Here is a 12123-nt window from a genome sequence, read left to right on the forward strand (position 1 = left end):
TGTGAGGAAGATCGAGGTGTGGGCGGGCCGGTCTGACGGTCCGTCATCCCTTGGTCGCGCCGCCGGTCAGGCCCTTGACGAAGTGCTTCTGGAAGGCGAGGTAGAAGATGAGGACGGGCAGGGTCGCCAGGAACATGAGGGCGAAGACCTGGCCGAAGTCGCTGTGGTGCTCGCCGATGGCGCGGTAGATGCCGACCGTGACCGTGGTGCCGCTGGCCGGGCCCAGGAGGAGCAGCGGGTTGAGGAAGTCGTTCCAGACCCACACGCCGAGGAAGATCAGCACACTGGCCGAGGCGGGCCGCAGCAGCGGGAAGACGATCTGCCAGAAGATCCGGAAGCGTCCGGCCCCGTCCAGGGCCGCGGCCTCCTCCAGTTCGATCGGGATGGTCTTCATGAAGCCGGTGAAGACGAAGACACCGAACGGCACGTAGTAGCCGACGTTGACCAGGACCAGGCCCACGATCGTGGTCATCAGGCCGAGTGAGCGCAGCACCTCGGTGACCGGTTCGAGGATCACCGCCGGCGGGATCATCAGGCCGCAGAGCAGGAACGCGAGCGCCGCCCTTGCCCAGCGGCCCTGCGAGCGGGCGAGGTAGTGGCCGAGCATCGCCGAGATCACGGTCACGGCCGTGATGGAGATCGCGGTGATCTCGACACTGTTGACCAGGCCGTACCAGAACAGGTGGTCCGGGCGGGAGAGGACCTGCCGGACGGAGTCGAGGCTCGGCGGGACCGGCAGGCCCACCGGATCGGCGGTGATGTCCTGGCCCTGCTTGAAGACGTTGACCAGGACCACGTACAGCGGCACGAAGAACACGGCCGTGACGAAGGTCGCGGCGAAGGGCCGTAGCCACGAGGTGGTGCGCAATCCGCTGGGGGTGCTCACAGCGTGACCTCCCGTCGCTGCAGGATGCGAAGGGCGAGGACCGCGAGCGCTGCGATGATCACGAGCATCGCGGTCGCCATGGCCGCGCCGTAGCCGATGTGGTTGCCGGTGAAGGTGGTCTGGACGACCTGGAAGGCGATGGTCGAGGTGGTGCCGTTGCCGGGACCGCCGTTGGTGAGCACCTGGATCTGGTCGAAGGCCTTGAAACCGGAGATCAGCAGCATGATGGTGTTGATGGTCACCGCCGGTGCCAACATGGGCCAGGTGACGTGCCGGAAGCGGGCCAGTCGGCCGGCGCCGTCGATCTCGGCGGCCTCCAGCAGTTCGGTCGGGACGCCGGCCAGGCCGGCCAGGTAGACCACCACGCAGAAGCCCAGTGTCTGCCAGGTGATGATGGACGCCACCGAGTACAGGGCGATGTCCGGGTCGGACAGCCAGCCCGGTGGGTCGGCCACCCCCAGGTTGCGCAGCACGGTGTCCAGGAGGCCGTCGTCGGCGAGGATGGCCTGCCAGATGACCGAGACCACCACCGAGGACAGCACGACCGGGGTGAAGAACACCGAGCGCAGCAGGTTGTAGAGCCGGCCCGGCCGATCCAGGAGCAGTGCGATGGCGAGCCCGAGCGCGTTGGCCGCGACGGTCACGATGACCGAGACGATCACGGTGTTCCACAGGGCGCCGGTGAAGTCGCTGTCGTGGAGGAGGCGGGTGTAGTTGTGCAGGCCCACCCAGGTCGTCGGTGGGTTGGCGGGGTTGCGATTGGTGAAGCTGGTCCGCACCGTCATGACGATCGGGAGCATCACGAGGGCGAGGTAGATCAGCAGGCCGGGTGCGCCGAAGGTCAGGAAGTGCAGTGCCTTCGTGAGCCGTCGGCGGCCGTTCCTCGGGGTCGTTGCCGGTCTGCCGGCTCGGAAGCCTTCGCCCGCTCTTTGGGTCAGTGTCGCGGCCATGGTGCTCTCCTGGTGTCCTAGCTCTTCGGTGCTGGTACCCGATGGTGCGGTCGGCGACCGGCCCGGCCCGGATGGTGGGCCGGTGCCGGTCGTTCGTGGTGGGGCTACTGGGTTGCCTTGGCCCACTCGTTGTCGAGGAAGGCGCTGAAGTGGTCGGCGTTCGTCTTGCCGCTGATCAGGTCCGCGACTCCGGAGGCCGTCTTGCCCGCGAGTCCGGCAGGCATCGAGCCGTCACCGGTCTCGACGGAGAAGGAGTTGACGATGGCGTTCTGCTTGACCGCCTGCTGGTAGAGGTCAACGGTCTGGGCGTAGACGGGGCCCACCTCGGTGGGCGGGGTGTAGCCCTTGATCGCGATGATCGAGGCGTCGGTCTTCACCGACACGTCCGACGAGGTCTTGTCGAGGGTGAAGGCCAGCGCCCACTTCTTGGCCAGGTCGACGTCGGGGGCCTTGGACGAGACCACCGGGCCGCCGCCGGTGTAGGCCGGCACGGCCAGCGAGCCGTCGTCGGTGGGCCAGGGGAAGACGCCGATGTCGAAGCTCGGCTTCCGGGCGTCGGCGGAGGCCGCGAACCAGGAGCCCATCGGGTACATCGCGCCCTTGTTGTCGCGGAAGGCCTGCTCGGTGTCGGCATAGGAACGGGACAGGCCCGCGGTGTCGATGTAGCCCTTCTTGGCCAGGTCGGAGATCTTGGCGACGGCCTTGGTGAAAGCCGGGTCGGTGAACTTCGCCTTGCCTGCGGCCTTCTCGGCCAGCCAGTTGGGGTCCGCCTTGTACGTGTCGGCGCCGACGGCGGCGATCAGCGGGTACATGTCGGCCCAGGTGTCCTTGCCGCCGCCGCCGACCACGAACGGGGTGATGCCGTCGGCCTTGAGCTTGGAGCTGTCGTCGAGCAGCTCGGCGTAGGTCTTCGGTGGGCCGGTGATGCCCGCCTGCGCGAAGTCGGCCTTGTTGTAGTACACGAGCGGGATGGGCTGCGTGTTGTACGGCAGTTGGTAGATCTTGCCGTTGATCGGGTTGGAGTGCGGCGAGACGAAGTCGGTGAGCTCGGCGTCGGTCCACGACGCGAGCTGTCCGGCCTGGGCGAAGCCGTTCGGCGACACCGAGGCCATGATGTCCGGCAGTTGGCCGGAGGCCGCGAGCTGCTTGGCGTAGGCGCCTGGATCGGCCGAGGGGGCGACCAGCTTCTTGATGGTGACGCCGGGGACCTTGGCCGAGGCGCGGGCGATCGCGTCGTCCCAGTACTTCGCCGTCAGGTTCGGCGTTTCGAAGGTGAGGAACGTCAGGGTGACGGTACTACCGCCCTTGGCGGACCCGCCGTCGGAGGCGCCGGCTGCACAGCCGGACAGGGCGAGGGCGGTGGACAGGGCGACGGCGGAGAGCAGCGCTCTTTTGCGCACGATGGGTCCTTCCCGGCCCGCGCTCGCAGGGCGTGGGCAATCGGGTGGCAGGGGAGGGGGGTGGTGAGCGGAGTCGTGTGGACGCTCGGGAGTCAGTGCACTGGGGGGCATGCACCGCTCCGGGTGGGGGGTGATCACCCAGAGGTATTTTTTGAGGCACTGACTAAAAAAACTTGCTAGAGTCTGTTCGAGGCCAGCGCCCGATGTCAAGGGGTACCGATGGGACGAGCAGGTGGCGACGGGTCACTGCTTCAGCGGATGAACACCGTGGCAGTGCTGCGCGCACTGCACGCGTCCCGGCAGGTGACGCTTCGAGATCTCACCAAGGCGATCGGCGTGTCCCGCAACACCGCCGAGGACGCCGCGGTCGCGTTGGTCGGCGCGGGCCTCGCCGAGGAGTTCGTGCCGCAGACGGACGAGCGCCCCGTCGGCCGGCCGGCCAAGTGGTACCGCTTCCGCTCCGAGTACGGCTACGTCATCGGCGTCGACCTGGCGGTCCACGAGGTGAACGTGATCGTCACGGACCTGGCCGGGAGCGAGCGCGCTCGGCGCAGCGGCCCGCTGGATCCGCAGGCCACCACGGACGACCGGGCCCGGGCGGCCCGGGAGGTGATCGACTCGGCTCTCGGCGAGGCCGGGATCGAGAAGAGCCAGGTCCTGGCCGTCGGCGCCGCGATCAGCGGCATCGTCGGACCCGACGGAAGGGTGATCCGCAGCGGCCGGCTCCCCCAGACCGCGGGCTGCCGTCTCGGCGACGGGCTGGCCGTACTCCCCGAGGTGCCGGTTCTCGTCGGCAACGACGCCAGGCTCGCCACACTCGCCGAACGCTGGCGCAGCATCGGTCGGACGACCGACAACTTCGTCCACATCCTGGCCGGGCGCTACGTCACCTCCGGCATCGTCGTGGACGGCCGCGTGCTCCAAGGCGTCCACGGCGCAGCGGGAGAGATCGGCGCACTGCCGGAGTCCCGCTGGCAGGAGGCCCTCAGCGCCATGGGCGGCTGGCCCGAGGACCGGGAGAGCACCGTCCGTGCGGCCGCCGCGGGCGATGCCGACGCCCGGGCCCGCATCGACGAGGTCGCCGAGTGCCTGGCCACCGGTATCGCCGCCCTGGTCCTCGCCGTCGACCCCGAGTGCGTCATCCTCTCCGGCGGTCTCAGCCGTGCCGGTCAGACGCTCCTCGGGCCGCTCCAGAGCCACCTCGATGCCAAGACTCTCGTCCCCATTCCCATCCGGCTGTCCACCCTCGGCCACGACGCCGTCGCGCTCGGCGCCGTCCGGTTCGCTCTCGACCACGTCGAGCAAGAGCTCTTCGACACCGACTCCGCCCGGCTCATCGCGGCACTCGCACCCTGACGGGGCGCAGGTGGCCGCGGCAGGGTGCGACGAAGGTGGGCCGGCACCGCGGTGCGCGGCCCGGCCGGTCGCGGAACTCGCTGAGCAGCGAGTGGCCGACGGCAGTCCGGGCATGCCCGCCGATCCAGCGGCCGGGTTCAGCTAGCCGCGCACGCGCTGGTCGTACGCCAGCTGATGTGCTCGGATGTCGTCCAGGTTGGCGTCCGTCCAGGCGTAGAGGTGGCTGAGCGGCTCCAGCAGGGACTCGCCGAGCGGGGTGAGAGAGTACTCGACCCCGATCGGCGACGTCGTCAGCACCCGCCGCGCGACCAGCCCGCTGCGCTCCAGGCGGCGCAGGGTGTGGGTCAGGACCCGCTGGGTCACGCCGTCGAGGTGGCGCTTGATCTCGTTGAACCGCCTCGGTCGGTCGAGGAACGCCAGCACCGTCATCGACCACTTGTCGGCGAGCTGGTCGAGGATCAGGCGGCTCGGGCCGTCCGACCGGTAGCCGATGCCGACGGTGGCGCTGGTCTCGAGGGTGGTGGCCATGGCGCGTCCTCCGTGCTCCGTCCGGTGCGGAAGGTGCGGTTCCGGCGCCGGACGCGCGAGCGCGGGACGGCGGGGGTGGGTGAACCGCACCTTCCGTGTGCAGTCGCCACCAGACTGCTGCACCGTCACCTGGCCACGGGAGGCGTAAAACTACCCTACGGAGTACCTATTCGATCCGGGCGGAGCCGACTCGGTGCCGGCCGCCTGCAGCCGGCCGCCATTGTCGACGAATCCGATCAGGTCCTGGATCCGGTCCAGCGCGGTCACCCCGTGGACCTCCTCGACGGCCCGGGAGACCACGTGGCAGATCAGGTTGCGCTCCATCTCGCCGATGCCGAGCCGGTACATGTTGAGGTACATCCAGTTGAGGACGACCCGGTACTGCTGGAACTCGCTCCAGCCGCCGAGCTGGTCGGCCGCGGCCCGGTGGCCGCCGAGCGTCTTGTGGAAGGGGCTGCGGTCGGACCAGGCGCTCCAGCTCGAACCCCACGCCTGCGGGTCGCCGTTCTCGTCGGTGTTGAGCGCCAACGCCCCCGACGCCAGCAGCGCGCCGGCCCGGTTGCGGTAGCGGAGCAGGATGTCGAGCAGGCCGCTGAACGGGACGACGTCGTGGTAGTCGTCGGCCGCGGTGATCTCGACGACCCGCCGGCGGAAGTGCTCCGCACTGGCCGCGTAGACCCGGTCGAACCGTTCGCGCATGCCGTCGGGCAGCTTCGCCAGGTAGGCGTCGGCGTGTCCGCGGAAGGACAGGTACCCGTAGGTCACCGGCGGGAGGAACCGGTTCGCGGCCGCGATGAACAGGTCCACCGCGAGCGCCATCTTCGAGCCGCCGCCGCGGATGTGCTCGAGGATCTCGAACACGACCGCGTTGCTCTCGACGTAGTACTCGGCGAGCAGATCCGCCGCGGCCTGTCCGCCGAGCACGTGCAGACGCTGGTCGTGCGGTGCGATCTCGATGGTGTTGTTGGGCGCCCAGGGCGTCAGCGGCCCGCTCTCGCGCTCGTGTTCGGCGAGCCGGAGGTGGTGCGGGTGCGCCGCCCGCTCGTCCAGGACCACGGTCGACGGATGCGCCCGGAGGTACTCGTCGAGGACGCCGGTGACGGCCGGCACGACGACCTGCGCGAAGGCCTCGTCGCTCGCCAGGACCGGGATGCGGACGTGCGGCCCGCGCCGCCAGTGCGGCTGGAAGTACACCCCGGACACCGCAGGGGACACCGCGTCGATGAACGGGCGCACCGCGTCGAGCAGCAGGTCGGTCCGGTCGCCGCCGCTGTCGTGGCGGAAGACGTTCACGCTGCGCCATGAGGATTCCGTCATTTTCCTTCTCCCAGACAGTTCAGCTCGATCAGGTACTCGCACACCCGCGGCACGCCGAGGTGATCGACGACGGCCGTCTCCGGCTCCGGCAGGACCTCGTGGAACACCGCCGCGGCGGCCGGGTCCCCGGCCAGGCGCTCGAAGGCAAGGACGAGCGGCGGCGAGCCGAGGTCGACGTACATCGGTTTGCGGCTGCGATCGCTCGTGGGCGGGCCCGCCGGTGCGGCGCCCGTCCGCAGCACCGACACGAAGAACCGGGGCGGGATGCCGTGGTCGGCCAGCCAGGCCGCCAGCGCGAGCAGGTACTCCGCGTCGGACCGGCCGGCCCCGCGACGCGGCAGCGTCCCCGGCGGGGCCACCCAGGCGGCCCGCCGCAGCACGACGCGCCCGACGTCCAGCCGCGGCGCGTGCAGCACCCGGTCCTTGCCGCTCGCGGCGCCGGCCTCGTGCTGCAGCGGCTGGTCGGGCCGCAGCAGGATGGGGCTCTCGCCGAACGCCTCCACCAGCAGCGCCAGCACCGGCGGGAACTGCCGCTCGTAGGACAGCCCGCCGTGGACAGGACGGACCACCGCTCCGTCGTCGAGCAGGACCGGGAGCCCGTCCTCGCCCACCCCGACCGTCAGCCGGGCGGCCGGTGGGTGGTCGAGCCGGCCCGGCAGGGTGAGCTCACGCTGGTTGAGCGAGGTGGCGAGCGTCGCGGTGAACTCCGCGTACCCCCGCGTGCTCGGGTACACCGCGTCGACCGGGAGCGGATCGTCGCCAGCGTGGCGCAGCAGCCGGCGCACCTGGGACCGGCCCCGGCCGTACCCGGAGTTCACCGCGTTGACGACCAACCGGTGGCCGTCGTGCTGGGCGTACACCGCGACCGAGCCGACCGGCCGCACCCAGGCCGGCAGCGCGTCGAGCACCGGCTCGATCCGCTCCCGGTCCGACAGCGCGCTGCGGACCTCGGCGATCAGCTCGACCAGGCGGCGCACCTCGGCGACCGGGCTGGCCGCGAGGAGCCCGGTCGTCCCGGCCCCGCTGAAGGCGACCGCGGCCGGGTGCAGTCGCATGGCCTCGTGGCCGTCGCGCACCAGCTCGGCGTAGAACCGGTCGAAGGGCACGGGGGAGCCCGCGGCGAAGCGGTCCCGGATGAACGCGGCCACCGCGAGCCGGAACGGCAGCGTGTGGTCGAAGACCGCGAGGAGCCGGCAGGCGAGGGCCAGATCGTCCAGCGTCTCCTGCCAGGACGGCAGACCCGCTTCGACCACCACGCCCGGGACGACGGACTGTTCGGTCACGACGTCCCGCAGCTTTCCGGTGATGCCGAGGGCCCGCAGCCGCTCGTCCAGCACCGGCCCGAGCGCGATCCGCTGTGCCCCGTCCGCGCTCCGGTACGCGGCCAGCGCCTCCCGGACCGGCGCCAGCCGGGGTACCCGGTCCGCCAATCGGCCGAGCGGATCGACCCCGTGCTCGTCGAAGTCCGGTCGGACGAGAAGCAGGCCGGCCGTCACGAGTGAGCGCAGGTACCCGGCCGCCTGCTCCGGCGGCGCCGGAAAGCCTGCCGTCAACTCGGCGAACGTCGGCTCACCGGCCACTGCCCGCAGGGCGTGGCGCAGCGCCGGGGTGACCGGGAGGGTGAGCAACTCCTCGGCGGGTGCCGGGCCGAGGAACCGGACCCCGTCGGCCACCAGGCGCGCGCTCGGGTTGACCCGGACCGTCACCCCGGTCAGCTCGGCGGCCAGCGGGAGCAGGACCGACAGGTCGAGTTCGACGACCGAGCGGGCCTGCTCGGTCGCCGTCCAGCGCACCGCCGGTCCGTCGGGGACGAACCGGCCGAGGCCGCTGGCGGTGAAGGTGCTGAACGGGCTGGTCCTGGCCGCGGCGCGCGCGGCGTACACGGCCAGCCGGATCAGCTCCTGCCGTCCGGGCCTGCCCCGGAGCACGGTGTGCAGGGTGGGGCTGGCGTGCGCGAGGCCCTGGTCGAAGCGGGGATCCGTGCTGATCTGCCGCAGCCGGGCCCCGACGGCGCGGTCCGCTTCGGCCAGCAGCGCCGGCAACTGCGCACGGTGAGCACGGTACTCGCCCACTGCTCGGCCGAACTCGGCGATGTCGGAGGCGAGTTCACGGCCGAGCGCGGTACGGGCCGGTGGATCGGCGAGCAGCCGTGCCGGGTCGCGCAGCTGGTGCACGCTCCGCCGGAGCGCGACCAGCTTCGGCTTGGCCGCGGGGTCGCGCAGCGCGCCGATCACCGCGTGGCAGCGGTCGGACAGCGCCGCGGCGTCGGCCGTCAGCGCGGCCGCCGTGCGCGCCGACGACAGCAGCGCGTCCCGCAGCCGCTCGTCCGCGAGCTGGTCGAGCACGGTGGCGGGCAGGCCCGCGACGCGTACTCCGAAGGTGGTGGCGTGGCCGGTCATGGGAACGGGTGGGGGTGCGGGTTGAGGTCGGCCTCGGTCAGTGGGTGCGGCGCGTGGCCGAGCCGGTGGGGGACCGTCAGCAGTCGGGGCAGCCCGGTGGTCCGCCGGTTCTGCTGGCCGAAGGTCATGGGCAGGGCGCCGGGTGCGATCACCTTCACGCAGTGCAGGCCGGCGGCCTCGTGCAGCGGTGAGGTCTGGTCGACGACCACGACGTCCATGCCGCCCGCCAGCATCCGCCCGACCGCCTCGGTCAGGTCGTCCCGCAGGTCGGTGTGGAGCGGCCAGGGCCGCCGGCCGAGCTCCTCCCAGCCGACCACGCGGTTGCCGGAGAGCAGGAAGTCGAACCGGTCGAACGCCTCCTGCGTCGCACTGCAGAGCGCGTGGTCGGACATGACCCGCACCAGATCCGGGTCGGCGGCCATCTTCCGGGCCCGCTCCGCCTCCGCGGGGTACCTGCGCACCTCCTGCTCGACGATCGGAGCCAGTTCGCGCAGCGCGGTGAGCACGCCGGAGACCGGGTCCAGCGCCGATCCGCTGGTGCACAGGACCTTCGGCCGGGTGGTGTCACCGGTGGTGTCCTGGGCCAGGACCCAGAACGCGGGGATCCCCTCGGCCAGGGTCATGTCGAAGGCCCGCACCCGGTAGCCGGCGCGCTCGATGCGTTCGACGACGAGTCCGACGCGCGGGTCGGGCGCCCGGGCGAGGTCCACCTCCGGAAGGGGCAGCCGGGCGTACCAGGTCATCAGGAAGGCGTCGCGTTCGACGACCTCCAGGATCCCGTGCAGGATCGCCTCCTCCAGGCAGCCGCCGAGCGCGCAGCCGTTGGAGATCTCGAAGGTGAACGGCTTGTCCGGCTCGGCCCCGGGCCGCCAGTCCGTCCGGTAGTACGCGTACGTCTCCGGGACGAGCACCGGCCGGGCCTCGCGGAAGGAGTACGCCCACACCCAGTCGGTCACCGCGTCCTCGGTGAACGGCTGGTAGGTGCAGTCCGGCTGCTGGTAGCGCTCCGGGGGGAACAGGCCGAGCGAGCGCGGATCGAGGGCGTCCTTGGCGAGTTCGGCGTAGCTGCCGCGCACCGTGGTCCGCTTGCCCCAGGCCCACTGACCGCCGAGCCGCTCCATCGCCTCGGCCACCGCGGTGGCCCGGCACGCCGCGAAGTCACTGGTACGCCCGAACCCCGCCTCGCCGCGGTAGCCGTACTCGGCCAGGACGGCTTCGGCCAGCGGGAACAGCGACCCGCTCAGGCCGGTGGGCGGGGCGACCACGCCCGTCTCGGCGTCCACGTAGAGCGCGGTCAGCCGCGACTCGGACAGGTCGCCGATCCGGCTGGCGCCGGCCCGGGGCTTGGGCCGCGACCGGAGCGTGAGCTCGGCCCGCGCCGCCGTGTCGTCGGGCAGCGCACCGCAGACCTGGCACAAAGGGTCGGGGAGGAACGCGTGCCTGGCCAGCGACAGGTCGCGCAGGTCGAGGAACCAGCAGCAGTCCTCGGCGGCGCCCGCGTGCACCAGTTCGCGCACGGTCTCGGCGGCGAAGTCCGACAGCCAGTGCGAGGGCTCGGCCGCGATCCGGTCGTGCCCCCGCAGCTCGCCGGTCCACTGCTCGCGCCGGGGCGCACTGGAGCGCCACTTCTGCAGGCACCAGACGCAGCCGGGCTCGCCCGGCCGCACCAGCGGGCCGACCACGACCCGGCCGAGCTCGGTCCACACCGGCAGCCAGGGCCGGCCCAGGTCGTGTGCGGCGGCCCAGTCGCCGGTGTCCCAGCCGTCGCGCGCCACCACCAGCACCTCCGGTGGACGCCGAGCGACGGCGGCGGCCAGCAGGCCGTCACCGATCACCGTGGAACTCACGAGCGCTTCTCCCTCACCACGTCAGTACGTCAGTCGGAACTCGGGGCGCAGTCCGGCCGGGTGCTCCGTGCCCAGCTGCGCCATCAGCAGGCCCCGCCTGCGACCGCCCAGGCCGAACCACTCGTCCAGCACGTGCGTCAGCACGTCGTTGTGGATCCGGCTCGCCACCCCGACGGACGCGGCGGCCAGGCAGGCGCGGTGGAGCGCGGCACCGGCGGCCGCGTGCTGGACGCGGTACCAGCGCTCGCCGTAGCGCTCCTCGGCCGCGGCGGCGTCCCCGACCGGCAGCAGCCAGAGGTTCGCCGTACGGGCGCCCTGCTGGGTCAGCGAGGTGATCGCGGCCTCGCGCAGGCGATGGCGCGGATCGCCCTCGGCGACCAGCTCCAACCGGTGCTCGCCCGGGTGGTAGCGGTACGCGCCGTCCGGGACGCCGGTCACGTCGGCCACGACGCAGTGGAACTCGATCAGGTCGGGCGCCAGGTCCCAGCGTGCCCCCTGACCGTAGCCGGTGAGGACCGCGGCCAGCGTGTCGATCGACATGGCGTCGCCGCTGAACCCGCGCATCGCCGCGTGGCGGGTCCGGGTGCCGGCCGCCAGGTCGGGTGCTACGTACGGCAGGTCGATCCGCGTGCCGCCCGCCGCCGGCGCGGCCGCCAGCGGTTCGGGGCCCGGGCGGCTCTGCGCGAGCACGGCCGCGTGCACACCGGCCGCCCGCGGAAAGCCCGCCAGCGACGGGCCGCCGTACGCGGCGGGCACCGGCGGAAGCAGCTCGACGACCGCGTGCACCCCCTCCTCCCGCGGGTCGAGTCCCAGCAGCTCCGTCAGGTCGGCGTCGGGGAAGCACAGCCGGGCCCTGGGGTTCTCCTCGGCCGCGACGACCAGCGCCTGCGCGACCTGGATCCCGGACTCCAGGCAGGTGAGCCGGTAGTACATCTCGCCGTACTTGGCGGCCAGCCGCCAGAACACGTTGGTCTGCACCAGGACCGTGGTGGCCGGCCCGGACGCCGCCCAGCTCCGGTGGTCACCCGAGCGCAGCTGCACCAGCTCGTGCCGGGCCGGGTCGTAGTAGTGGACGCCGGCCGGCACCTCGGAGTCCGGACCGGCGATCACGTACCACTCCGCGCTGTAGCGGGCGCCGCCCGACGGCGTCGGCCGCCGGGTCACCAGCCACTGCAGCGGATCGTTGTCCGGGATGGTCTCGAAGCTGCCGGTGAAGGGCAGCATGTCCAGCGGGGTCAGCCACTGCGAGCGGGTGATCCCGCCGACCCCGGCGAGCACCCGGCCGAGCCGGTGCCCGGGCTGCTCCGGCGGCCACGGCAGCGGGTGCCGCGGCGCGCCCGGGTAGCTCTTCACGATCCGGCGCGGGTACGCCTGCGGGTCCGCCACCTCGGTCGGGGTGCGGATGTCCTCCTGGTAGCGCGAGGCCTCGGTGGTCACGGC

At 72.1% G+C, this 12123-nt stretch carries 9 protein-coding genes; 1 reads left to right on the plus strand and 8 read right to left on the minus strand.

Features of this window, described 5'->3' with window-relative positions; genetic code table 11:
* Window positions 1–43: 43 nt before the first annotated feature.
* From FHR36_RS12720 to FHR36_RS12730, 3 genes are all read right to left on the minus strand, one after another.
* Window positions 44–886, minus strand: a complete 843-nt coding sequence (locus FHR36_RS12720; protein WP_407660819.1) for a carbohydrate ABC transporter permease — start codon at window positions 884–886, stop codon at window positions 44–46.
* Complete coding sequence (locus FHR36_RS12725; RefSeq protein WP_253796477.1) at window positions 883–1836, minus strand: carbohydrate ABC transporter permease; 954 nt, start codon at window positions 1834–1836, stop codon at window positions 883–885. Before FHR36_RS12725 ends, FHR36_RS12720 begins: the two co-directional genes overlap by 4 nt.
* A 104-nt stretch (window positions 1837–1940) precedes the next feature.
* Entirely contained in the window at window positions 1941–3236 is a 1296-nt protein-coding gene (locus FHR36_RS12730; protein WP_253796478.1) for an ABC transporter substrate-binding protein, read from the minus strand.
* Between the two features lie 258 nt (window positions 3237–3494).
* Between FHR36_RS12730 and FHR36_RS12735 the strand changes: the two genes are divergently transcribed.
* A complete protein-coding gene (locus FHR36_RS12735; protein ID WP_253796479.1) occupies window positions 3495–4592 on the plus strand; it encodes an ROK family transcriptional regulator in 1098 nt (365 codons plus the stop codon).
* A 141-nt stretch (window positions 4593–4733) separates the two neighbouring features.
* Here FHR36_RS12735 and FHR36_RS12740 read toward each other — a convergent pair whose 3' ends face one another.
* The 5 genes from FHR36_RS12740 to FHR36_RS39880 all read right to left on the minus strand — a co-directional run bounded on the left by FHR36_RS12740 (window position 4734) and on the right by FHR36_RS39880 (window position 12120).
* Complete coding sequence (locus tag FHR36_RS12740; RefSeq protein WP_253796480.1) at window positions 4734–5120, minus strand: winged helix-turn-helix transcriptional regulator; 387 nt, start codon at window positions 5118–5120, stop codon at window positions 4734–4736.
* Window positions 5121–5270: 150 nt separating this feature from the next.
* On the minus strand, window positions 5271–6437 hold the full coding sequence (locus FHR36_RS12745; RefSeq protein ID WP_253796481.1) for a thiopeptide maturation pyridine synthase: 1167 nt from the start codon (window positions 6435–6437) through the stop codon (window positions 5271–5273).
* The gene (locus FHR36_RS12750) at window positions 6434–8836 is read right to left on the minus strand and encodes a lantibiotic dehydratase (protein WP_253796482.1); all 2403 of its coding nucleotides are present in this window, start codon (window positions 8834–8836) and stop codon (window positions 6434–6436) included. The genes FHR36_RS12745 and FHR36_RS12750 overlap by 4 nt, the downstream gene beginning before the upstream one ends.
* Window positions 8833–10683 carry a TOMM precursor leader peptide-binding protein gene (locus FHR36_RS12755; RefSeq protein WP_253796484.1) on the minus strand — a complete coding sequence of 617 codons (1851 nt, stop codon included), beginning with the start codon at window positions 10681–10683 and terminating at the stop codon, window positions 8833–8835. Before FHR36_RS12755 ends, FHR36_RS12750 begins: the two co-directional genes overlap by 4 nt.
* Before the next feature lie 21 nt (window positions 10684–10704).
* Window positions 10705–12120 carry a nitroreductase family protein gene (locus FHR36_RS39880; protein WP_253796486.1) on the minus strand — a complete coding sequence of 472 codons (1416 nt, stop codon included), beginning with the start codon at window positions 12118–12120 and terminating at the stop codon, window positions 10705–10707.
* Between the last annotated feature and the right edge of the window lie 3 nt (window positions 12121–12123).

Origin of the sequence: Kitasatospora cinereorecta, assembly GCF_024172095.1 — a bacterium.
GTDB classification, from domain to species: Bacteria; Actinomycetota; Actinomycetes; order Streptomycetales; family Streptomycetaceae; genus Kitasatospora; species Kitasatospora cinereorecta.

Bases quoted from the DNA above. Each gene is read 5' to 3' on its own strand.
- FHR36_RS12725 (WP_253796477.1), bottom strand. From the start codon at position 1,836: ATGGCCGCGACACTGACCCAAAGAGCGGGCGAAGGCTTCCGAGCCGGC.
- FHR36_RS12735 (WP_253796479.1), top strand. From the start codon at position 3,495: ATGAACACCGTGGCAGTGCTGCGCGCACTGCACGCGTCCCGGCAGGTG.
- FHR36_RS12740 (WP_253796480.1), bottom strand. From the start codon at position 5,120: ATGGCCACCACCCTCGAGACCAGCGCCACCGTCGGCATCGGCTACCGG.
- FHR36_RS12745 (WP_253796481.1), bottom strand. From the start codon at position 6,437: ATGACGGAATCCTCATGGCGCAGCGTGAACGTCTTCCGCCACGACAGC.
- FHR36_RS12750 (WP_253796482.1), bottom strand. From the start codon at position 8,836: ATGACCGGCCACGCCACCACCTTCGGAGTACGCGTCGCGGGCCTGCCC.